Source organism: Agarivorans sp. Toyoura001 (assembly GCF_005405585.1).
GTDB lineage: Bacteria > Pseudomonadota > Gammaproteobacteria > Enterobacterales > Celerinatantimonadaceae > Agarivorans.
Window position 1 is genome coordinate 93585 of the sequence record NZ_BJEQ01000006.1, and the last position, 23663, is coordinate 117247.

The window sequence follows — 23663 nt, forward strand, 5'->3', positions numbered from 1 at the left end:
CCCTTAATTAAATTGTTTTAAGAAACGTAAGTCGTTTTCGAAGAATGAACGTAAATCGTTAACGCCGTAACGTAACATAGTTAAACGCTCTACACCCATACCAAAAGCAAAGCCGGTGTATTCTTCAGGGTCAATGTTTACTGCACGTAATACATTTGGGTGTACCATGCCGCAACCAAGCACTTCTAACCAACCGTTTTTACCTAGAACATCCACCTCTGCAGAGGTTTCTGTAAACGGGAAATAAGACGGTCGAAAACGTACTTGTAAGTCATCTTCAAAGAAGTTTTGCAGGAAGTCATACAACACGCCCTTTAATTCTGTGAAATTTACGTTTTTATCAACCATCAAACCTTCCACCTGGTGGAACATTGGAGTGTGAGTTTGATCGTAATCGTTTCGGTAAACGCGGCCAGGAGAAATAATTCTAATCGGTGGCTTTTCAGTTTCCATGGTACGAATTTGCACACCCGAAGTTTGGGTACGCAATACTAAATCAGGATTAAAATAGAACGTATCGTGGTCGGCGCGTGCAGGATGATGCTCAGGAATATTTAATGCATCAAAGTTATGAAAGCCATCTTCGATTTCTGGCCCAGATTTAACTTGAAAGCCTAACTCTCCGAAGAACGTTTGAATGCGTTCAATAGTGCGAGTCACTGGGTGTAGACCACCTAGTTCGTCACTGCGACCGGGCAAAGTAATATCAACGGTTTCGGCCGATAGCTTTGCATTAAGTTCTTGCTGTACTAGCAATTCACGTTTTGCATTTAACGCTTCTTGGATAACTTGTTTGGCCTGATTAATAAGCTGACCAGCTTGAGGACGTTCTTCTGGCGTTAATTTGCCAAGTCCTTGCAGCTGTTTAGTCATTAGTCCTTTTTTACCTAAGTATTCCACGCGAACGGCATCGAGTTCGTTAATCGCCGAAGCCGCTTCAATGTGAGTCTTAGCCTGATTGATTAGCGCATCAAGATCTAGCATGATTTCCTCATATTCCGCCAATGGGGGAAGGCTGATTTTCGTTTTAAATAAGACCGGAAATAGTACTTTAATGAACGGCTTATAGCTAGACTTGTTCCGGGAAAAGGTAGGTAGTATGGGTATTTTTTTGCAATAAAAAAAGGGAGCCTAAGCTCCCCTTTTACAAACTTGATAAAACTTATAAAGCAGCTTTTGCTTTTTCTACCAATACTGTAAATGCTGCTTTATCAAAAACAGCAATATCAGCTAGGATCTTACGATCGATTTCGATAGATGCTTTTTTAAGTCCGTCAATCAAACGGCTGTAAGACAAACCATTTTGACGTGAAGCAGCATTAATACGTGCAATCCATAACTGACGGAATTGACGCTTACGCTGACGACGGTCACGGTAAGCGTATTGACCCGCTTTGATTACCGCTTGGAAGGCTACGCGATAAACACGTGAACGTGCTCCGTAGTAACCTTTGGCTTGTTTTAAGACTTTCTTATGACGTGCACGTGCTTGTACACCGCGTTTAACTCTGGCCATTCTTAATTTCCTCTAAACTTATGCGTACGGCAACATGCGAACAATTGATGCGATATCAGACGCAGCAATCATACCCTTCGGACGAAGGTGACGTTTTACCTTAGTACGGCGCTTAGTCAGGATGTGACGAAGACCAGCTTGTTTGTATTTAAAACCACCAGAAGCAGTTTTTCTAAAGCGCTTAGCAGCGCCTTTGTTCGATTTCATTTTTGGCATTTACATGCACTCCGCATTGCGAGATTAACAACATATAACTAAAGGCGAACAAAAACAGCTTACTGGTTAAAGTAAGCTGTTTGTTACTTGGATGCCTTAGTTACTTCTTTTTAGGGCCTAACACCATCACAGCTTGGCGACCTTCCATTTTTGGAAAAGCTTCCACAACTGCTAGTTCTTCTAAATCGCCTTTAATGCGGTTTAGTAGATCAAAGCCTAAGCTTTGGTGTGCCATTTCACGACCACGGAAACGTAGCGTTACTTTAGCTTTATTACCCTCTTCTAGAAAACGAACCAGGTTGCGTAGTTTTACCTGATAGTCGCCTTCGTCAGTTCCAGGTCGGAATTTTATTTCCTTAACCTGAATCTGTTTTTGCTTCTTCTTCTGTTCTTTTACAGATTTACTCTTTTCGTAAATGAACTTACCGTAGTCCATGACCCGACAAACAGGTGGTTCAGCATTAGGACTAATTTCTACTAGATCTACACCAGACTCGCCGGCTATATCTAGCGCTTCATTCAAGCTAACAATGCCTAGGGCTTCGCCGTCTATGCCTGTAAGGCGTAATTCTTGAGCTTGAATTTCTTCATTTATCTTATGTGCTCTTGCAGCTTGTTGCTGACCACGTCTTCCGGTTTTTATAATTTATACCTCAATACAATTATTGTCACGATTGGCGATTTCTTGTTTAATTTGCTCTACAAACTTATCAACAGCAAATTTACCTAGATCATCACCCTTACGAGTTCTAACCGCAACCTCATTACTTTCGACTTCTTTATCGCCGACAACCAGTAAGTAAGGAATACGCTTTAGAGTATGTTCGCGGATTTTAAAGCCTATCTTCTCATTTCTCAAGTCCGCAATGGCTCTAATGCCCTGTTTATTTAATTTTTTTACTACTTGATGGACAAAATCGGCCTGTTTATCGGTAATATTCATCACAACCACTTGGCGAGGTGCTAACCAAGTTGGGAAAAAGCCTGAGTATTCTTCAGTCAAAATACCGATGAATCGCTCTAATGAACCCAAAATTGCGCGGTGAATCATTACCGGAACGTGGCGTTCGTTATCTTCGCCAACGAAAGAGGCAGATAAACGACCAGGCATAGAGAAATCTAATTGAACCGTTCCACATTGCCATGCTCTATCTAAGCAGTCGTGCAAAGTGAATTCAATTTTAGGTCCGTAGAAAGCCCCTTCGCCAGGTAAGTAAGAAAACTCAATACCTTTAGACGTTAGCGCATCGGCTAAGGCTTTTTCAGATTTATCCCACGTTTCATCATCCCCTACTCGCTGTTCTGGGCGAGTAGACAGTTTTACTTCGATTTCTTCAAAACCAAAAGTCTTATATGTTTCGTATACCATGTCGATACACGACGCGACTTCGTCTTGGATTTGATTTTCAGTACAGAAGATATGCGCATCATCTTGGGTAAAGCCACGTACTCGCATCAAACCGTGTAAAGAGCCTGATGGTTCGTTACGGTGACAAGAGCCAAACTCGGCCATACGTAACGGTAAGTCGCGGTACGATTTCAAACCTTGATTAAAGATTTGGATGTGACCCGGACAGTTCATCGGTTTAACTGCATACTCACGGCTTTCTGATTGAGTGGTAAACATGCCGTCGGCATATTTGTCCCAGTGGCCAGATTTCTCCCATAAGCTGCGATCCATAATCTGCGGCGCTTTTACTTCTTGGTATTCGTACTTAGTAAGTTGTTCGCGCACGTAGGTTTCTAGTTGGCGGAAAATAGTCCAACCAGAATCATGCCAGAACACCATTCCCGGTGCTTCTTCTTGCATGTGGTAAAGATCTAATTGTTTACCAATTTTACGGTGATCACGCTTTGCTGCTTCTTCTAAACGTTTTAAATAAGCCGCAAGTTGCTTTTTGTCTGCCCACGCAGTGCCGTATACACGTTGTAGCATTTTGTTTTTGCTATCACCACGCCAGTATGCACCAGCCACTTTCATTAACTTAAAGTGGTGACAGAATTTCATGTTAGGTACGTGCGGACCACGACACATATCAATGTATTCTTCGTGGTGGTACAAGCCTGGCGTTGCACTTGCGTCAATGCCTTCAATAATTTCTAGCTTGTAAGGTTCTTCACGTTGTTCAAAAACCGTTTTAGCTTCAGCTAAAGGCACCGTTTTTTTAATCACATCGTAATTGGTCTTAGCCAGTGCTTTCATTTTCTTCTCAAGATTGTCGATGTCTTCTTGAGTTAGTGAATGCTCTAAATCGATGTCGTAATAAAAGCCGTTATCAATGGTAGGGCCAATTGCCATTTTAGTTTCAGGCCACATTTGCTTAATAGCGTGGCCTAATAAATGCGCACAAGAGTGACGAATGATTTCTAAACCATCTTCATCTTTTGCTGTGATAATCGCTACTTGAGCGTCATCAGTAATGAGTTCACATGCATCAACTCGCTCGCCGTTTACACGGCCGGCTATGCAGGCTTTAGCTAAACCTGGGCCGATGTCAGCGGCGATATCCATGGTTGATACTGGGTTTTCGAATTGACGTTGGCTACCGTCAGGAAGAGTAATAACTGGCATATTTATCCTTGCACATACAGTGGTGATGCCTACGCAACATCACATGATTTAGTCGATAAAATTGAGTACCTAAGGCACTTAAAAGAGCGGCAATATTAAAGGTCTGAACAAATAACTTCAATAGCTTATGCTTTATTGATTAGAAGACTCGTCGAACCAAGGAATTTGAACCATAATTAAACGGTGGACATATTGGAGTAGTTGTTATGAAAAACTATGTCGAAAAAATGATTTCTTGCCCTACCTGTGGCCACCATACCCCGCTAATTATGGATGCGAGTAATGGAGACCAAGACTTCTACGAAGATTGCCGTGTTTGTTGTAACCCCATTCATTGTCGCCTACATATAGACGAGAGCAACGACAAGCTATTGGCTTACGTAGATGCAGATGACGAGCAATTCTTTTAGCTAAGCCAGCGTTTTAAATCTCCAGCTTTTGCGAGTTGTTTAATGGTATCTATGGCAGTTTGCGTTGAACTGTCTATTTCTATGTTCACTAAATCTTTAACCGCTTTATCACCCAAAGTAGTGACTCGCAGCGTTTCTGGAATAATGTGCAACCAAAATCCTTGGTCGCTTAACTTGCCTACCGTTAAACTTGCACCATCTATGCAGATAAACCCTTTATAAATCACGTAGTCTTTCCATTCGTTAGCTAACGAAAGATGAATTGCTAAGTTATTCTCTGAGTACTGCATGTCTAATATGGTGGCGGTGGTATGAATATGCCCCGACACTAGGTGGCCACCGATTTCGTCACCTACCTTGGCAGCACGTTCAATATTTACTAAATCCCCTTCTTTAATAAGGTCTAAGTTTGTTAGACTTAGCGTTTCTTGTATCAAGTCGAATTGAACGCCTTGTTCGCTAATGCTGACTGCGGTTAAACAGGTCCCGTTTATCGCAACACTAGCGCCTATGTTTAAGCCTTCGATATCCACTAAATCGACCCAGAGCTTCATTAAGCCTGGCGCTCGTTCGACTTTGACAACTTTTCTTTTACTTTGAACTATTCCGGTGAACATGAAGTATTTTTTCCTGGGTTTTAAACAACGTTTTTCAAAAGAGTGTTTTGCCATTTTACGTTTGGCAGGGCCTATTGTCGTGGCTCAACTTACCATAACTGGAATGAGTTTTGTTGACACAATTATGGCTGGCTCGGTAAGCCCTACTGATTTAGCCGCTGTTGCAGTTGCTGCCAGTTTTTTTAACCCCATCATTTTGTTATTACAAGGCATATTGATGGCGGTTACACCATTGGTGGCTTATCAAATAGGCGCTAAACAAGCGTTTAAAGGCGGAAACATTTTTCGCCAAGCCTTATTTATTTCTTTAATACTCGCCGCTACTGCTTGGGTGATCTTGTGGTTTGCACCAAACGTTTTCAATGTGATGGATGTAGAACCGCAATTGGTGGGTTTAACCAAACAATATTTGTTTTTTGTTAGCTTTGGCTTGCCAGCTTTTGCCTTGTATCAGGTATTACGCGGTGTCAACGAGGCGTGTTCAAATATTAAAGCCATTATGCTCATCGGTATTGCTGGCTTGGCCTTAAATATTCCCATTAATTATGTGTTTATTAATGGTTTGCTTGGCATGCCAAAACTAGGTGGCGCTGGCTGTGGTGTTGCAACCGCAATGGTGAATTGGTTTATGGCCATTGCTATGCTTATTTACGCCAAGCGAAGTACAACTTTGCTGCCGTTAAAATTGTTTGAGCAGGGTTCTGGTATTGATTGGGCAATTATCTCGCGAATATTCAAACTTGGCTTACCAATTGGTGGCGCTATATTCTTTGAGGTGACCTTGTTTTCGATGATTGCTCTGTTGCTATCTCCGCTTGGTGCCGACATTGTTGCAGCACACCAAATCGCCCTAAACTTTACCTCTATGGTGTTTATGTTGCCCTTAAGCATTGGCATTGCCTTAACTATACGAGTGGGTAATTACATGGGCGAAAAGTCGTTAGATAAAGCACAAATCAGTGCCTACAGCGGAGTTATTTTGTCTATTATCGCTACGTTGTTTATTGCCACAGCTACGGTGTTATTTCGTCATGACATTATTAGTTGGTATACCAATAACACCGCTGTTGCTGCTATTGCTGCTCCTTTATTTTTGCTAGCGGCAACTTATCAGTTGTCCGATTCATTACAGGTATGCTGTGCTGGCGCGCTGCGGGGTTACCAAGATACCCGTTTCATCTTAATAGTTACGCTGATTAGCTTTTGGCCAATAGGCTTAGGTGTAGGTTCTATACTTACTTTTACCGACTACCTTACAAGCGAGCCAATGGGTGTGATAGGTTTTTGGATAGCAATAGTACTCGCGTTAACCGCCTGCGCGATTGGCTTGTTCTCAAGGCTAGTGTGGGCCACTAACAATCCGCACAAGCTGCACTTAATCAATAAGGAATCATGACTAAGGCTAGTGTCTTTTACCTTCTGGCAGCTAGTGTCACTCTAGTTGTCAGCGCTTATTCCCTGCTTAATTGGTTAGCCCCACGTAGTGATCAGCTCTTTGGGGATTATAGCGCTCGTTTAAATCGCGTCTTGAACATCAATATTACTGCCCCCCAAACAACCAGATCATTAACTCCATTTAGTTGGCGTGATTACCAACAACCAGAGCCAACGTTACAACTTTCTCTGTTAGACAGTGTCGGCTTAAAACAATGTGGCTTAGACCAGGTTATTTTTGATGGGAACTCCAGTTTAGGAAAACATGCTGCGGCGGATTACCAGCTAGTTTGGCACACTAAAATCATTCAAGGCTTAGCAGCATGTATTCAAGACAAGCAACTAGAACCAAAGCTTGAAGAGACGCTAACAGTCATTCTCAATAAAAAAATACAATCGCTGGATCTATATTGGGGCAACTATTTAGTTAACGAGCAAAGCTTACGTTACTTGTGGCAGAACGATCACGCGCTACGCCAACATCCCTACTCTGCTTATCAATCCCTAGCCAACAATTTGAGTTACTTAAACAAGTTACATCAACAACTCATAAAAGATCAGAACCTCGACCATGAAGGACTGTTGGCACTGAGTGAGTCGTTTGCTAAGGGACCTAGTATTTTTGCCTTGTTACAAGAAATGCAACGTTCTAGCTTGTGGCTCAACGAGGTTTCTACAGCATTAGAAAAGCGCGAGTTCAACTGTAAAAGTGACCGCAAAAACGGCATCGTTCTCAAAAATATTCTGCACAAAGTCTATATGGAAAAAGTACAACGCTACCTTGCTGAACTTGATCAAAGCGTTCGACTATTACTGCCGCCCTTAACGGCCCTTTACCACTCACAGAAAAGTTCGTTTTTGTTAATGACTACAAAAAAAATCCATTTAGATTTTCAAGAGAGTAATCGACAGCACGTTAAACAATGGCAATTGATTTTAGATATGTGTAAGGCTTAACAAGTCTTACACATAAGCCTAAGCCGAGGCTTTAAAGCGATAAGGGTTCCATTTGCTTATGCTTATTCAGCCTTTTACGCCTCATTTAGTTAAATTGTGCGCTGTAAAGGCCACTTATTGAGCAAACGAAATCTACAACTATTGACTGACGATACGCTCTCCCCTAGTATTGCACTCGCTGTAAAGCAGAGCGGCTTTCAAATCACTCTCAATTACAGCCAACACCTAAGATATTCGCGTAGCTCAGTTGGTTAGAGCACTACCTTGACATGGTAGGGGTCGGTGGTTCAAATCCACTCGCGAATACCACTTCTCCAAGCATCAATTTTCTTACTCTTTAACTTCCCTAAGCCAGCAGATTATTCGTTTGCGCTTTGATCTATTGTTAATGCCCCTATCCAGCGGCACTTCACTTATCTCTTAAACTTTTTTACCTTGAACGTCTTTGATTTAAATCAATAAAACCCGCTCCGTAAAACACGTTATATAAGAACATATATTTGTCACACAAATATATGTAAATCTATGTAAATGACATTGTAGAGCCCTGCCTGAGTCGCTTAAAAAAGAACTACAGTCCATACTCTTTTAGGACTTAATTAGATTCAATTTTTCTGGACTACATTGTCACCATAGAAGGTATCAACATGAGTAAAAAGTTAACTACAGCCGCCGGCTGTCCGGTTGCTCATAACCAGAACGTAGAAACTGCTGGAAAGAGAGGGCCACAACTGCTTCAAGATGTTTGGTTTTTAGAAAAACTGGCGCATTTTGATCGTGAAGTTATACCAGAGCGACGCATGCACGCTAAGGGTTCTGGTGCTTACGGCACGTTTACAGTGACTCATGATATTACTCAGTACACAAAAGCTAAGTTGTTCTCCGAAGTAGGTAAAAAAACTGAGCTGTTTACACGCTTTACAACCGTAGCGGGTGAACGCGGTGCAGCCGACGCCGAACGAGATATTCGCGGCTTTGCCATTAAGTTTTATACCGAAGAAGGCAACTGGGATTTAGTGGGTAACAATACGCCAGTATTTTTTCTACGTGACCCACTAAAATTTCCAGATCTAAATCATGCAGTTAAGCGCGACCCAAGAACCAATATGCGTAGTGCTAAAAACAACTGGGATTTTTGGACCTCGTTACCTGAAGCGCTTCACCAAATAACCATCGTAATGAGTGATCGCGGCATCCCCGCTACCTACCGCCACATGCATGGTTTCGGTAGTCATACCTTTAGTTTAATCAACAGTAACAATGAGCGTTTCTGGGTTAAGTTCCACTTTAAATCACAACAAGGCATTGAAAACTTATCAGACGCCGAAGCGGAAACCTTAATAGGAAAAGATAGAGAAAGTCACCATAGAGACTTACTTGAAAGTATCGATAACAAAGCCTTTCCAAAGTGGACCTTAAAAATTCAAGTGATGCCAGAAGATGACGCGGCTAAGGTACCTTACAATCCGTTCGACTTAACAAAAATTTGGCCACACAAAGACTATCCGCTGATTGAAGTTGGCGAATTAGAGCTTAACCGAAACCCTGAGAACTTCTTTGCAGAAGTAGAACAATCGGCATTTAATCCAGCAAGCGTAGTACCTGGCATCAGCTTTTCTCCGGATAAGATGTTACAAGGTCGATTGTTTTCCTACGGTGATGCACAGCGCTACCGTTTAGGGGTTAATCATCACAGCATTCCGGTAAACGCGCCTCGTTGTCCGGTACATAGTTACCATCGAGATGGTGCCATGCGCGTTGATGGCAATCACGGCGGTACGCTGGGTTATGAACCCAATGATCAGGGCGAATGGGCAGAGCAGCCTGATTTTTCAGAGCCGCCGCTACGCCTAGGTGGTGCAGCAGCACACTGGGACCATCGAGAAGATGATGACTACTTTAGCCAGCCGGGGGATTTGTTCCGCTTAATGTCGGCTGACAAACAAGCTATTTTGTTTGATAACACCGCAAGAAACTTAGGTGGCGTGCCTAAAGAAATCCAATTGCGCCATTTAAAACACTGTTACTTAGCCGACCCAGCGTATGCCAAGGGAATTGCTGAACTATTAGAGATAGCAGAGAGCGAATACCAACAATAAGCCTAAAAATCTCATAGTAACCGAGGGGTTACTATGAGTACCCTAGCCTTAATTCTTTTTAGTGTTTAAATGCTTACCGCAAGCAATGGTTAGAACATTTTAGTCATAGGCTTGATTTGCATCTTCCAACATCCTCATTTAGTGCTGTTGACCCCGCCTTTGCCTGTTCTGGTTTACTACGCTGGCTTACTGTATCTAAAAAATTAATCTACTAGTTGCCTTTCTCATCCATTCAGGCAATGTCTTTAGCATAAATGCAAGGTTTAAGAGACAACTGCGGAATAGTGTAAAGGTAAAGCTTTGCATTTCTTTACATTCGCTTTACGCCAGCTGAAACAACAAAACGGTAAAATGGGGTTCCTTTCTATGCTGTATGGATTCTCATGTATTTACGTTTTGTGGTACCGCCAGTTCTAATCGTTAGCATGCTGGCGTTAATTTTTATCAACCAGCAATCTAATTCGAATAATGCACCTCGTCGAGCCGCACCTACGCTAGTCACAACAGAAGACGTACAACAGCATAGTTTGTCTCAAGAACTCAGCTTGATTGGAACCTTAAGTGCACGACAATCAGTATCGATAGCTGCCGAGGTAACCGGCAAAATCGAAAAAATTAACGTAAGTTCAAATCAACGGGTTAAACAAGGCGAGGTACTCATAGAGCTAAATAGTATTAAAGCTAAAGCACTATTAGATGAAGCTAAAGCCTACTTAGCCGATGAACAGCGTAAGCTACACGAATTTGAGCAACTGCTAAAACGTAAAGCCGTTTCGCAAACTAGCTTTGACGCCCAACTCGCTAGCGTGATCATCGCCAAAGCACGGTTAACATCAGCACAGTCAGACTTAGATGATCACAACTTAACCGCTCCCTTCTCTGGTGTGATCGGCTTAGTAGATATAAGCAAAGGCGCTTTAGTGAGTGCGAATCAAAGCCTATTAAACTTAGATAACCTACAAGACCTGCAGCTAGATTTAAACGTACCAGACCAGTACTTGTCTCTATTAGAAAAGGGCATGAGTATTCAAGCCTCTACACCTGCATGGTCTCAGCAAAATTTTACTGGCAGCATCGATGTTATCGACCCAAGGGTAGACAGCGATACGCTGAATCTTAAGGTTCGAGTCGCATTTGACAACACCAGTGACCAATTAAAGCCCGGCATGATGATGCGAGCAACGCTTACCTTACCACCTGCTACCCAAGCGATGGTCCCGGTGCAAGCTATCGAGTATTCAGGCACTAAGCGCTACGTTTATGTGGTAGATGAGCAACACATTGCACATCGTACTGAAGTTCAACTCGGTGCACGTATTAACAATTTTGTACTCATCGACGAAGGTGTCAGCTTGCACGACAACATTGTTATACAAGGCTTGGTTAATATAAGAGATGGAGCAAAGGTAAGAAACGTAGAGCAGCAAATCGCCAAGAATGAGAATGCTAAACCGTCTAGCGAATCGATAACTCATGATGAACAGGAAGCGATTTAATGTGGTTATCTGATGTTTCGGTTAAGCGCCCAGTAGTAGCAATTGTACTTAGCCTTTTACTGTGTGTATTCGGTCTAGTATCGTTTAGCCAATTGGCAGTTCGGGAAATGCCAGATGTAGAAAACCCGGTTGTTACCATTTCTACTGGCTATGAAGGCGTATCTGCCACCATTATCGATAGCCAAATTACCTCGGTTATTGAAGACCAGCTGTCTGGCATAAGTGGTATTGACCAAATTGACTCTGTATCTCGAAACGGAATGTCGCGAGTCACCGTAACGTTTTTGCTTGGTTGGCCATTAACCGAAGGCGTGAGCGATGTTCGTGACGCAGTGGAACGAGCCAAACGTAGTTTGCCAGACGACATTACCGACCCTGTAGTATCTAAGGATAACGGCTCGGGCGAAGCCTCGATATATATCAATTTAAACTCCAGCATAATGGATCGTACCGAGCTAACCGATTATGCAGAACGGGTATTGATTGACCGCTTTAACTTAATTAGCGGTGTGAGTTCGGTGGATTTAACCGGCGCACTTTATAAGGTAATGTACGTAAAACTCGACCCTACCCTTATGGCTGGTCGACAAGTCACACCAAGTGACATTGTCGCGGCGCTTAATCGTGAGAACTTAGAGCTACCCGGCGGCGAAATTCGTAACGACACCACGGTAATGTCGGTGCGAACAGAACGCTTATACGCTGAACCAGAGGACTTTGATTACTTACGGATCCGCACCAGCGAAGACGGAACACACGTTTATCTGAAAGACGTAGCCAGTGTCTTTATCGGTGCAGAGAATGAGAACTCCACCTTTAAAAGTGACGGTATATTAAACCTAAGCCTGGGCATCGTTACTCAATTAGATGCCAACCCTTTAGAAGTGGCCACTAAAGTCACTGAAGAAGTAGAACGACTACAACGCTTTGTGCCAGACGGAACAGAGCTTAAGGTAGACTACGATTCAACGGTGTTTATTGACCAGGCGATAGACGAAGTTTACCAAACCCTCATGATCACAGGTGCGCTTGTGGTGCTGGTTCTTTATATATTCCTAGGCCAAGCAAAAATCACCATTATCCCGGCAATTACTGTACCGGTGTCGTTAATTGCTGCGTTTATTGCCGCACAAAGTTTTGGCTTTTCCATTAATCTCATTACCTTAATGGCACTCATTTTAGCGATTGGCTTGGTAGTGGATGACGCCATTGTGGTGGTGGAAAACATCTACCACCACATAGAGCAAGGTACCCCACCCTTGTTGGCAGCTTATCGAGGAACACGCGAGGTAGGTTTTGCCGTAATTGCTACAACCCTTGTTTTGGTGATGGTTTTTCTACCTATCGCTTATATGGATGGAATGGTAGGTAAAATGTTCACCGAATTTTCGGTGCTGTTATCGGTAGCGGTTATTTTTTCTTCGCTAATCGCATTAACTCTCACGCCCGTGCTCAGTAGCAAACTATTAAGCTTAAATGCTAAACCAAGCCGCATCAGTGCCTATATGGATAGAGCCTTTGCAAAACTGATCCCAGCTTATCAAAGGTTATTACGAAAAATCATAGCCACTCGCACTGCTGGCCCCACTGCCATTGTGTTGTGTGTGCTAGGTAGTATCGCTTTTATGCAAGGAATTCCGTCGCAACTTGCACCGGTAGAAGACCGAGGCGTGGTGTTTATTATGGTAAAAGGTGCTGAAGGCACCAGCTACGACCGCATGACCAAAAACATTGACCAAGTCGAGCAGCAAATCATGCCTTTGGTCGGCCAAGGCTTGATTAAATCCTTTAATATGCAAACCCCCGCTTTTGGTGGACGGGCGGGAGATAACACGGCTTTTATTATTGTGCAGTTAGAAGACTGGGCTGAGCGAGAGCAAAACGCAGGTGACGTGGTGAATCTAATGCGTAAAACCTTATCCAACATTGCTGATATCTCGATACGGCCTATGCAGCCAGGGTTTAGAGGTAAATCTGACGATCCGATACAGTTTGTATTGGCCGGTTCTAGCTTTGAAGAATTAAATCATTGGGGACAGGTGATTTTAGAACACGCCGAGTCTCATCCAATAATTAGCACAATAGACATTAACTATTCAGAAAAAACACCAGAACTTATTGTGAAGATTGATCGCCAACGTGCCGCTGAACTGGGCGTAAGTGTAAGCGAAATATCAGACACCTTAGAAATAATGCTGGGCGGTCGCAGTGAAACGACCTTTGTAGATCGTGGCGAAGAATACGACGTTTACTTACGTGGCGGCGAAGAAGGCTTTAACAGCGCGACAGATCTCAGCAAAATTTACTTACGTGCAGCTAACGGCAGCTTAATTACCTTAGACAGCGTAACGCAACTAGAAGAAGTGGCTTCAGCCAGTAGACTTAGTCGTTTAAACAAACAACGCGCGGTGACTATTTCAGGTACGGTTAATCAAGGTTATACCCTAGGTGAGGCCTTAGATTATTTAGAACAACTTGCAATAGATGAACTGCCTAGCGACATTTCTATCGATTTTAGCGGCGAATCAAAAGACTACAAAGAAAACCAAAGCAGTACCCTAATCATATTTGCATTAGCGCTGTTGGTTGCCTATTTGGTATTAGCCGCCCAATTTGAAAGCTTTATCAACCCTATGGTGGTAATGCTAACGGTACCCATGGGCGTATTTGGTGGCTTAGCAGGCATGTACTTCATGAGCGAAAGCCTGAACATTTACAGTCAAATCGCGATGATTATGCTAATAGGCATGGTGACCAAAAACGGCATTTTAATTGTTGAGTATGCCAACCAACTTCGCGACCGCGGCATCGAGTTTAACCAAGCGATTGTAGAAGCAGCATCGCGACGCTTACGCCCTATTATGATGACTGCGTTTACTACCGTAGCTGGCGCGGTACCGCTAATTATCTCTACTGGTGCTGGGGCCGAAAGTCGAATTTCAGTAGGCACAGTGGTGTTATTTGGTATGGCCTTCGCTTCGGTAGTTAGCTTGTTGGTTATACCCGCGATGTATCAACTGCTGGCTCGCTCAACCCATTCGCCAGGGCATGTTACTCAGCTATTAGAACAAGAAATAGCAAACTATCAGACTAGCCAACCATAGTGAATAGGCAATTAGGCCAATGCCAGATGGCATTGGCCTTTTTTATACGGCTTTTAGATAATGCTGAGTAACCGCAGGTTCTATGTTTAGCTGAAAATTGCTCACATAAGCTTGACTCACCACTTGGCCTTTTTCTAACAAAATCATGTAATCGGCCAGTTGTTTCACTTCCTCTATGTCATGACTAACGTAAACAACTGGTATCGATAATTGCCGATGTAATTGCTCTAGATAAGGAATGATCTCTTGCTTAAGTTTTGCGTCTAGCGCTGATAAGGGCTCGTCCATGAGTAACAATTTTGGTGAGCTTAATAGCGCTCTTGCAATGGCAACACGTTGCCTCTCTCCACCAGATAAAGAAGTAACTCGGCGTTTAAGTAAGTGAGAAATACTAAGTAACTCACAGGTATCACTAATGCTTACTTGGCGTTTATCCGGCTGCACTAAGCGATAACCAAATAGCAGGTTTTTCTCTACATTTAAATGAGGAAACAAGCTCGCTTCTTGAAACACATAGCCAATTTCACGTTGATAACAATCAAGCCAAATGTTGTTTTTATCATCTTGCCACACCTCTCCGTTAAGCGAAAAATAACCACCTGCGAAACGGTCTAAGCCCGCCATTGCTCTTAAACAAGAGGTTTTTCCTGAACCTGAGGGCCCAAACAGTACCGACACCCCGGAAGGCGGTAAGGTAATATCTATGTTTAAACTAAAATCACCTCGCTGCGAATCTAAAGATAACTCTAAGCACATTGAGTAAGCCTCCTTTTGACGAAATCATTTAGGCTATATATCAGCAGTAAGGCAACAAAAGAAAACACCAACATGCCACCCGCTAACCAATGAGCTTGGCTGTATTCAAGCGCTTCTACGTGGTTATAAATATCAATCGACATAACACGGGTTTCGCCGGCGATATTTCCGCCAATCATCAACACCACACCAAATTCACCGATGGTATGGCAGAAACCGAGAATAGCAGCGGCAAAAAAACCTGGTCGAGCTAATGGAAATGCCACCTTCCAAAATACCCGGCTTGGGCTGGCTCGAAGCGTTTTTGCGACTTCCAATGGTCGTTTCCCTATTGCTTCAAAAGCATTTTGCATAGGTTGAACCACAAATGGCAAAGTATGCACCACACAGGCAATCACTATTCCAGTGAAAGTAAAAGGCAACGCTCCTATGCCAACAAACTCAGACAATACGCCCAATGCGCCATTTGGCCCAAGCAATAACAATAAGTAAAAACCTAATACCGTTGGAGGAAGCACTAAAGGCAAAGCAAACATAGCGCCTACTATCGACTTATATGGAGACTGAGTTTGCGACATCCACCACGCTAGTGGAGTAGCCACGATTAACAAAATTAGCGTAACCACACTCGCGAGTTTAAGAGTAAGATAAACGACGACTAAATCAGGCATATAAAGCTCCTTTGCCTCAGCGGCTTGTTACTCGACTTCGTAACCAAAACCTTTAATTAAAGCGGTGATTTGATTCTCACGTAAGTAATCAATAAACTCTTGAGCGGCCGGGTTGCTATCGCCCTTATTAAGTAATACTGCGTCTTGTTTTATCGGAGCATACAACTTGCTTGGTACCAGCCACATTGATCCGCGACTTAACTTACTATCTACAAGCACCTGAGATAATGCGACAAAGCCTAAATCCACCGCGCCGGAACTGATCTGCTGGTAGGTCTGCCCAACCGATTGCCCTTCAACAAATTTGCTTTGCAACTGCTGGTAGATACCTAAATGCTGCAAAGCGCTTACCGCCGCCGCTCCGTAGGGCGCAGTTTTAGGGTTACAAATAGCAAGGTGTTTTATTTCACTGTTTAATATTTCGCCCTTCGCATCCACTAGCTCAGGTTTACTTGACCACAGTACTAACGTGCCTTTAGCGTAAGTAAATTGGCTGCTGGCTTTTGCCAAACCTTGCTCAACTAATAAACTCGGGCGTTTTTGGTCTGCGGCTAAAAATACTTCAAATGGCGCGCCATTTTTTATTTGGGCGTATAGCTTGCCCGTAGAGCCTGCTGATACGCTAACCTGATGCCCCGTTTCTTGTTGGTATTGATCGGCAATGGCTAGCACTGGTTTATAAAAATTTGCTGCTACCGCTACTTTTACTTCTGCGGCTTCAACAAACTCAGAACTAAATAAAAACATCACCGCAAGCGCCGCTTGGGGGAAATAATTAGTTATAGATTTTTTCATTACGAACGTCCTTTTAGATTAATAACTACAAATAATTACCGACGAAGCATTAAACGATAACGCTACCTGACTGGCTTCGTTGATGTTTAGCTGTGAGGCAGACGCGCTAGATACAATCGCCGACAAAGATTTTTGTTCTGCTAATTGCACAGTAATATCTAGCTTATCTTCTCCCTCGTTAATTCTGCTAACGCGTCCAACGAACTGGTTAACGTTATTTTTTGCGACCTCGGCGCCTCGATGCAAACTGACTTGTGACGCTTTTATGAGGCACAAGACTTGACTACCAAAACTCAAATTCAAAAGTTCTACAGACTCGTTACTTAGCACTGCATTTACCGTAAGGTGCTGGCTAATTGCTACCTTCACAAAGCTGTTCACCGCTTTTTTATCTATCATCACTACCTGACCAAGTAATTGATTTCGTGCGCTACTACGTAAACTCATTCGACGCATTAATAAGCGAAAATCAGCCACATTGAGTTGTTCGGCACTAGGTTGTTGCAAGGTAGGTTTTAACTGCTCAAACGCCTGTTGATATTCGAGTTCTAGGGCTTTGTATAAACTAAGTAGGCTTAATCCATAGTCGGTTAATTGGGTGCCTCCGCCATGTTTGCCACCACTTTGCTTAACGACCAGCGGCTTTTCAGACAGATTATTTATGGCATCTAAGGCGTCCCATGCCGCTTTGTAAGACATAGGAATAGATTTAGCCGCAGCGCTTAATGAGCCATGTTCCACCACCGCTTCTAGTAGTTTTATTCGTTTGTCGCTGAGGAAGGGACCTAACTCACTACATAGTTTTATTTTGCCCATTAAGGGCACCGCGCTTTTTAATTGATTCACCGTCATAGTCTTACCTATATAACGCTAACTACTGCTTGGCTAAATGCCTTAAGCAATAGTTTAGGGAGCTTGTATAAGGTTGATTGCAAATCCAGCGCCAAAGCCAGAATCGGCCTGAAAGCCCTTAGACACGGGGTATGAGGAACTATCTATCTTGCGTTCTTATGTCGTGTAAACAACAAAAAGCGCTGTATTGTTAGCTATACAACGAACTAAATATCCTGTTTGCCGGTAAGGGTATTTATCTTTGTACTAGATTGAATTTGAACTGTTTATTGGAAGTACAGAGTTTAGCTAACCAGTAATGACAGGCTAAACATAAAAGGTGTTAGATGTGGGTAGTTGGAGGACCAGAATCCCTCTTTAATGTAAGAAAAGATTGAAAGATTAACCGAGCGATAGACACTTAGAGTTAGCGAGCAAACTATTTAGTATCCAAACGCTCTATGCTACATATCAAACCTCATAGGCAGCATAGAGGCGTTTAATTACACAAAGCATTCGCTATAGGTGGGGCATTGCGCACAGCTTGGCGCTCTACAAACAAAATCACCGCCCTGCTGACACAAATAGCGATAAAAGAAGCGTTTCCACCGCATGTTGTTGGTGTTCATTGCGTGTAACTCAGGAAAATTGTACTTCAACAAAGCGCCTAGTTCGTCTCTATGCTTTAGGCCTAAACTTCGCCAAAGGTGAGATTGAGACAAACACGCCGTAGCCACAATAATAGCCATTTGCAAGGCGTAAGGTGCTTTGTGATTAGCGTGCTCCACCAACACTGCTATTAATTCATTGCGTTCCTGGGCGCGCAGGCTACATACCTCACTCAGTACGTTAGCGCGTTTTCGCAAGCTCTCCTTGAACGGTTGCTTCCATAGCAATTCTAGATTTTCGATCTCGCTATTATTGATGGCGCGTTTTAAATCTAAATAGCACGAGTTGTCTAAGCCTACTCCGTAGGGCAAGGCTGCTTCACCACTCAGTTGTGCGCTAATAATTTGTTTAAACCAATTGCGGTTATGCAAAGACATTGGATAACAGACTTTAGTTAAGGCTTGCATCCAGTCGTTACCTATTAAACCATCTGTTGAATCAAACACTTGTTGTTCCATAAGCGCTCCTAGTTTGATAAGGCGATCACGTTAAGATCTTGGGGCAAACCCGTTAGTGAACCGAGAGGGTTAAGCGCCTGGCCTTTGTTGTCGACAATCGCCGTTTCAACTGGGCATATATGCGCACACTGCGGTCCATTAGGATTATCGCTGCATTCGTTACAGCGATGGGCAATCACAGAAAAGGCCGATTGGCCACTTGAGATGGCCTTTTGAGGGCACACTTCTTTACACGCAAAACATGCTATACAGTCTTTAGTAATAGATACTGACATTAGCTACACTCCCCGGCGTTACATACAGTTCGCTTGGCAGGCTTTACTTGATTAATAAGCGATTGTTGTATCTCTAACAAAGCCTCTTTAATCTCTCGCAAGGCATATTTGGTATTCACCTCTACGCCCAAGTCAGACAGCTCTTGCAAAGGTGTGTGGCCAATTCGGCTGCACAATACGGTATTAAATTGGCTAAGCTGGTTTAAGTCTTGTTGCTTGTCGTCAGCACACTGATCACTGCCGGAACAGTATTGCTGCCAATCAATGCTTCGTTGTTGTTCAATACTCTCTGCGCTTACCAAGTAGCTTAAAAACTGAGTTGCGTGACCAAAATGCTGGTCAATTAGTTGGTTACTACTGGTCGCCACTGCTACTCGAAGTGTTGAATCGGCTACAGCGTTATCTTGTTCAATTGCGGCAAGGTCGATGTCTTGACCCAGTTTGCCTACTGCATCGGCTCTGCATTGTTGGCAGTGAGTCATTTGCGCCATACTTTGACCGGCACTTTGGCGGGCTAAATCTAATTCCCGTTTGCTCGGTTCACGCTGCCCCATTAAACCAAAGTAAGTACCGTGGGCGGGGTCGGAAATAAGCGGCATAATGTTATGGATAAACGCGCCAAATCGACCTAACTCTTTAGCTAAAGAATCAATATGGAAATCATTGATCCCTGGGATCAACACGGTATTTACTTTAACCAACATACCCGCTTTTATCGCCGCCTCTAAACCCAACAACTGCCTATCTATCAGGGTTTGAGCAGCTTTGCGCCCGCGTAAGCGTTGTTGATTAAAGTACACCCAAGGATAGATTTTTTGCCCTATATCAGCGTCGATACAATTAATGGTAATAGTGAGATGTTTTACGCCAGCGGCAAGCAATGCATCAAGCTGATCAACCAACGCTAAACCGTTTGTTGATACGCACAAATGGACGTCTTCGTCTATTTTGGAGATAGCCTTCAAGCTGGCGAGGGTTGCTTTTGGGTTGGCCAAAGGGTCTCCCGGCCCGGCTATTCCAACAACTTGAGTCTCTGGAACATGTTGTTTTACTTTTTCAAAACGTCGTGCCGCCATAGCGGGAGATAATAACTTAGACACTACGCCAGGACGGGTTTCGTTGCTGCAATCAAACTTTCTGTTGCAGTAATTACACTGAATATTACAGGCTGGCGCTACCGGTAAGTGCATTCTTGCATAACGGTGACCCTCTTTAGAAAAGCAAGGATGCTTTGCTACTAAAGCGGCTTGGGCTTCAGCGCTTACAGGCTGTTTGGTTTGGCTCTGCCTTAAGTGTTGTAAAGTCATAAAGCTTCCTTGTTAGATACTTTATTGTTTACTTTGCAAAGCTTATTCCAATAATTAAACGCATAAAATACAAATAGTTATGAGTAATAAAACTTTAGTAAAAGGCATTGGCTGTCGTATTTGTAGTAAATACGACAGCCAATCAACTTACATTTGGCGAACGTTAATGTTCATCACTTGAATCCGATAAGCAATTTGCCTCGGGGTCATATTGAGTAAACGTGCGGCTTTTGCTTGCACCCAACCGGCTTGTTCTAATGCTGCAATAACCCTTTCCCGTTCATCCATCTCAGAGTTATCTATAGCGGGCTTATCTACTGGGGTTCGCGGGCTAAATTTAGGCCCATCTAAGCCATCAAGTACAATAAGGTCTTGGTCTATCACCCCACTCTCACTCATTACCGATGCCCGTTCTAACAAGTTTTCCAGTTGTCGCACATTGCCCGGCCAGTCGTAGGCCATCATCATTCTTATAGCGCTGTCGGTTAACGACAACTCACGCCGCTGTTGTTTAGCCAATTTTTCTATCAAAAACTCCGCTAAATCGGGTAAGTCTTCGATACGGTCACGTAGCGGTGGCGGGAACATAGGCATCACGTTCAGGCGATAATACAAGTCTTCGCGAAAGCGTTCCTGCCTCACTTCTTCTTCCAAGTTACGGTTAGTTGCCGCCAATATCCGTACATTCACGTTAATGGTTTGAGTGCTACCCACTCGCTCAAATTCCCCTTCTTGTAATACTCGAAGCAATTTGGCTTGAAAGGCAGCTGAGATTTCTCCAATCTCATCTAAAAATAAAGTGCCATTATCGGCCATTTCAAAACGGCCTTTACGTTGTTTTACCGCCCCTGTAAACGCACCTTTTTCGTGACCAAATAACTCAGACTCTAATAAATTGTCGGGCAGCGCCGCGCAGTTGAGTTTTATAAATGGCCCTGTTGCACGTGGGGAATTGTAATGAATGGCGTTAGCAATTAGTTCTTTACCAGTGCCCGATTCACCGCGGATTAATACTGTGCTGTCCCATTTAGATACCAAGCGGATCTGCTCAAATACACGTCGCATCACCCGTGAGTGGCCAACAATATTGTCCATGCTGTAGTTGCTACGGACTTTTCTGCGTAACCTATCCCGTTCAGCTTCTAGCTGATTGGTTTGTACTGCCACGTCTTTCGCCAGCAACACACTTTTAGCAATTAAGTTCGCGGTCATTTCAAGAAAACGGGTAAACGAAGAGAGCTTTTGCGGATCGTCTATTTGCGGTTGCGCCGCTAATACACCCAGTACCTCATTAGCTTTTTTAATCGGCACCGCTATAAAAGGTAAATCTAGCGCGTAAAGATCCAGTTTGTCGGCAAAGCGTAAATCGTTCGACACTTTGCTTAATACAATAGGTTGTTTTTGAGTTAGTACCGTTCCCACGATGCCTTCGCCAGGGCGATACCGAACATTCTTGGCCACATTATCGCCAGCGTGGTTTGGCGTATGTACAGAGTCTATGTTGAGCATTTGTTCGTTTTCAGCAATCAACGCTAACATGGCATGCTGTAACATGGCTTTGTCGTGCAGTACTTGCAGCACTTTACTGACACTTTGTTGGTAATCTAAACTATTAGTTAGCACACTGCTTACGTCGTACAACGCGGCTAAGTGGCTCTCTGCTATATGTGACTCACGTTTTGTTGAATATTCCATTATTCACCTCGCTTAATACTACGTAGAGGGAGAACGATGCGGGCTTTACAGCCGCCTAAAGAGGTTGATTGATATTGAACCGTGCCACTATGCTCACTCACCACTTGCTGCACAATGCTTAAGCCCACGCCCCTGCAACCGTTATTATTGAGGGGCTTGGTACTGTAAAACGGTTCAAAAACTTTAAGTTGCAGCTCTTTTTTGATACCTGGACCGCTGTCTTCAACGGTGATTTCAATATCTTCATCAACCAGTTGGGTACTGCATACAATTTCACGGCGTGTTTTCTTGGCTAAATCTATGGCTTCTATGGCGTTTTCAATAAGCTGTTTTATAGCCACCCGTAATCGAGATGGCTGACCCCTTAAGGGCGGCAACGTGCCGTTTAAGCTCAGTTGCATGGTGATACTGCGAGACAACAACCGTTGGTTACTCATTTCAGTAACCTCATGCACCAACTGATTAACGTTCACCGACTGTATAGCTTCTTGCGGCTTTTCCGGTAAGGCACTTTGTAATTGATCTATGGCAGCATGACCCGCTGCTAAGCCAGCTTGCATCGCATTGGTTCGCGCACAACTATTAGCCCCACCACAAAACATCTGCAGTGCTGAATCAATCATGTTTATCGGGCCCTGAATCTGGTGAATAGCCGCATGCAACGCTTCCTGCATACTGTGCAAAGCTTCTGACTCAGCGGTAGAGCGTTGTAACTCTGCTAAACGTTGTTGCTCTTGGCGGCGACGCTCACGGCTTACTTCACTTAAGGTAATTACCAAATAGCGGTCTCGCTTTGGTACAAAGTAGTCATCAACCTCAGCACCGCTTATTTTTACAGACGACAAACAACAAGAGAACCAGCGCTTACGCTTACCTTTGCCCACTTCAATATTAAAGTTTTGTCCTTCGGTAAAGGGTTCTTCTGTTTGATGGTGAGCATTGTTTATCCGCTGCCCTAATTGGGTTAACGCAACACTTACCGGCTCTTGCGAAAAATCACTGCGCAAGGTTTTGTAAGCCAAGTTGTCTAATACCACTTGGTGAGATTCGTCAACTAAGGCGATTGCCACCGGCGCAGTGTTTAGCACCGCCTCAACCATTGCTTTTTGATTAGCGGCTTTAGTTTGGTGTTGGTGCCGCTCACTAATATCTTGATGCACACTCATGTAATGAGTGATGTTTCCAGATGAATCGCATAAGCCGGTAATAGACAGTTCGGCTAAATAGCGCTGACCATTTTTCTTGCGGTTAATTAGCCGCCCCTGCCAACTGCCACCAGTGCTTATGCAAGACCAAAGTTCTTGGTAAACGTCTAGCGGAGTGGTTTTAAAACTGAGTAAAGAGTGATTGCAGCCAAGCAAATCATTTGGCGAATAACCAGTTACTTGAGAAAAGCGTTTGTTTACGAACAGGAAGTTCGCCTTTAAATCGCTTATCGACATGGCCATTGGCATTTGTTCTAAGATCTGAAAGCACTGTTCAAGGATCTCGTTCTTACTCTCGGGAGCCAAATCTTGAAAAGCTTGCTCCATGGTTGATTTAAGTTCATTCATCATCCAATCAATCCTTTGCATTGCTGAGTTAACTGCTGAACATAGGCACACAATGCAAGCGGTATTCCCGAAACTAAATCGCCATACCACGGGGCTCAGTTAGAAATGCTTTGTTTGATTTACAACAAATTTAAGTAAATTATCAGTAATTATTGTCGTATTTATCACCACTTTAAGCTCCGGGTAAATGTGAATCGTTTTTATCTAAGGCCATGAATAGCATGGCTTCTCT

General features: G+C 43.5%; 21 protein-coding genes and 1 tRNA gene. 7 read left to right on the plus strand and 15 right to left on the minus strand.

Annotated elements, in window-relative coordinates; genetic code table 11:
* Positions 1–3: 3 nt before the first annotated feature.
* From pheS to thrS, 5 genes are all read right to left on the minus strand, one after another.
* Positions 4–984: a phenylalanine--tRNA ligase subunit alpha gene (pheS, locus tag FFR00_RS09770; protein WP_137673212.1), complete on the minus strand. Its 981-nt coding sequence runs from the start codon at positions 982–984 to the stop codon at positions 4–6.
* Between the two features lie 178 nt (positions 985–1162).
* Positions 1163–1516, minus strand: a complete 354-nt coding sequence (gene rplT / locus FFR00_RS09775; RefSeq protein ID WP_137673213.1) for a 50S ribosomal protein L20 — start codon at positions 1514–1516, stop codon at positions 1163–1165.
* 18 nt (positions 1517–1534) lie between these two features.
* A complete protein-coding gene (gene rpmI, locus FFR00_RS09780) occupies positions 1535–1732 on the minus strand; it encodes a 50S ribosomal protein L35 (protein ID WP_137673214.1) in 198 nt (65 codons plus the stop codon).
* A gap of 100 nt (positions 1733–1832) precedes the next feature.
* Complete coding sequence (infC, locus tag FFR00_RS09785; protein WP_137673215.1) at positions 1833–2375, minus strand: translation initiation factor IF-3; 543 nt, start codon at positions 2373–2375, stop codon at positions 1833–1835.
* Positions 2376–2378: 3 nt separating this feature from the next.
* Complete coding sequence (thrS, locus tag FFR00_RS09790) at positions 2379–4304, minus strand: threonine--tRNA ligase (protein WP_137673216.1); 1926 nt, start codon at positions 4302–4304, stop codon at positions 2379–2381.
* 206 nt (positions 4305–4510) lie between these two features.
* Here thrS and FFR00_RS09795 point away from each other — a divergent pair, with 206 nt between their 5' ends.
* Positions 4511–4714: a CPXCG motif-containing cysteine-rich protein gene (locus tag FFR00_RS09795; protein WP_137673217.1), complete on the plus strand. Its 204-nt coding sequence runs from the start codon at positions 4511–4513 to the stop codon at positions 4712–4714.
* Here FFR00_RS09795 and FFR00_RS09800 read toward each other — a convergent pair.
* Positions 4711–5331: a riboflavin synthase subunit alpha gene (locus FFR00_RS09800; RefSeq protein WP_137673218.1), complete on the minus strand. Its 621-nt coding sequence runs from the start codon at positions 5329–5331 to the stop codon at positions 4711–4713. The genes FFR00_RS09795 and FFR00_RS09800 overlap by 4 nt on opposite strands.
* Between FFR00_RS09800 and FFR00_RS09805 the strand changes: the two genes are divergently transcribed.
* From FFR00_RS09805 to FFR00_RS09830, 6 genes are all read left to right on the plus strand, one after another.
* On the plus strand, positions 5330–6727 hold the full coding sequence (locus FFR00_RS09805; RefSeq protein WP_137673219.1) for an MATE family efflux transporter: 1398 nt from the start codon (positions 5330–5332) through the stop codon (positions 6725–6727). The two genes, FFR00_RS09800 and FFR00_RS09805, sit on opposite strands and share 2 nt — an antisense overlap.
* Positions 6724–7722, plus strand: coding sequence for a DUF3080 family protein (locus FFR00_RS09810; RefSeq protein ID WP_137673220.1), 999 nt, complete (start codon positions 6724–6726; stop codon positions 7720–7722). Before FFR00_RS09805 ends, FFR00_RS09810 begins: the two co-directional genes overlap by 4 nt.
* 232 nt (positions 7723–7954) lie before the next feature.
* A tRNA-Val gene (locus FFR00_RS09815) sits at positions 7955–8031 on the plus strand.
* A 338-nt stretch (positions 8032–8369) separates the two neighbouring features.
* Positions 8370–9821, plus strand: coding sequence for a catalase (locus FFR00_RS09820; RefSeq protein WP_137673221.1), 1452 nt, complete (start codon positions 8370–8372; stop codon positions 9819–9821).
* 383 nt (positions 9822–10204) lie between these two features.
* Positions 10205–11317, plus strand: a complete 1113-nt coding sequence (locus FFR00_RS09825; RefSeq protein WP_137673222.1) for an efflux RND transporter periplasmic adaptor subunit — start codon at positions 10205–10207, stop codon at positions 11315–11317.
* Positions 11317–14421, plus strand: coding sequence for an efflux RND transporter permease subunit (locus FFR00_RS09830; RefSeq protein ID WP_137673223.1), 3105 nt, complete (start codon positions 11317–11319; stop codon positions 14419–14421). The genes FFR00_RS09825 and FFR00_RS09830 overlap by 1 nt, the downstream gene beginning before the upstream one ends.
* 42 nt (positions 14422–14463) lie before the next feature.
* Here the strand turns inward: FFR00_RS09830 and modC are convergent, their stop codons facing one another.
* The 9 genes from modC to nifL all read right to left on the minus strand — a co-directional run bounded on the left by modC (position 14464) and on the right by nifL (position 23434).
* Positions 14464–15177 (minus strand): molybdenum ABC transporter ATP-binding protein, encoded by a 714-nt coding sequence (gene modC / locus FFR00_RS09835; RefSeq protein WP_137673224.1) that lies wholly within the window; start codon positions 15175–15177, stop codon positions 14464–14466.
* Positions 15168–15848, minus strand: a complete 681-nt coding sequence (modB, locus tag FFR00_RS09840; RefSeq protein ID WP_137673225.1) for a molybdate ABC transporter permease subunit — start codon at positions 15846–15848, stop codon at positions 15168–15170. Before modB ends, modC begins: the two co-directional genes overlap by 10 nt.
* 27 nt (positions 15849–15875) lie before the next feature.
* Complete coding sequence (gene modA / locus FFR00_RS09845) at positions 15876–16643, minus strand: molybdate ABC transporter substrate-binding protein (protein WP_137673226.1); 768 nt, start codon at positions 16641–16643, stop codon at positions 15876–15878.
* 18 nt (positions 16644–16661) lie between these two features.
* Positions 16662–17495, minus strand: a complete 834-nt coding sequence (locus FFR00_RS09850; protein ID WP_137673227.1) for a TOBE domain-containing protein — start codon at positions 17493–17495, stop codon at positions 16662–16664.
* Between the two features lie 482 nt (positions 17496–17977).
* Positions 17978–18601, minus strand: a complete 624-nt coding sequence (locus FFR00_RS09855) for a nitrogen fixation protein NifQ (RefSeq protein WP_137673228.1) — start codon at positions 18599–18601, stop codon at positions 17978–17980.
* An 8-nt stretch (positions 18602–18609) separates the two neighbouring features.
* Positions 18610–18876 carry a ferredoxin gene (locus tag FFR00_RS09860; protein ID WP_137673229.1) on the minus strand — a complete coding sequence of 89 codons (267 nt, stop codon included), beginning with the start codon at positions 18874–18876 and terminating at the stop codon, positions 18610–18612.
* Positions 18876–20183: a nitrogenase cofactor biosynthesis protein NifB gene (gene nifB, locus FFR00_RS09865; RefSeq protein WP_137673230.1), complete on the minus strand. Its 1308-nt coding sequence runs from the start codon at positions 20181–20183 to the stop codon at positions 18876–18878. The genes FFR00_RS09860 and nifB overlap by 1 nt, the downstream gene beginning before the upstream one ends.
* Positions 20184–20330: 147 nt before the next feature.
* Positions 20331–21878, minus strand: a complete 1548-nt coding sequence (nifA, locus tag FFR00_RS09870; protein WP_137673231.1) for a nif-specific transcriptional activator NifA — start codon at positions 21876–21878, stop codon at positions 20331–20333.
* On the minus strand, positions 21878–23434 hold the full coding sequence (nifL, locus tag FFR00_RS09875) for a nitrogen fixation negative regulator NifL (RefSeq protein ID WP_161985139.1): 1557 nt from the start codon (positions 23432–23434) through the stop codon (positions 21878–21880). The genes nifA and nifL overlap by 1 nt, the downstream gene beginning before the upstream one ends.
* Between the last annotated feature and the right edge of the window lie 229 nt (positions 23435–23663).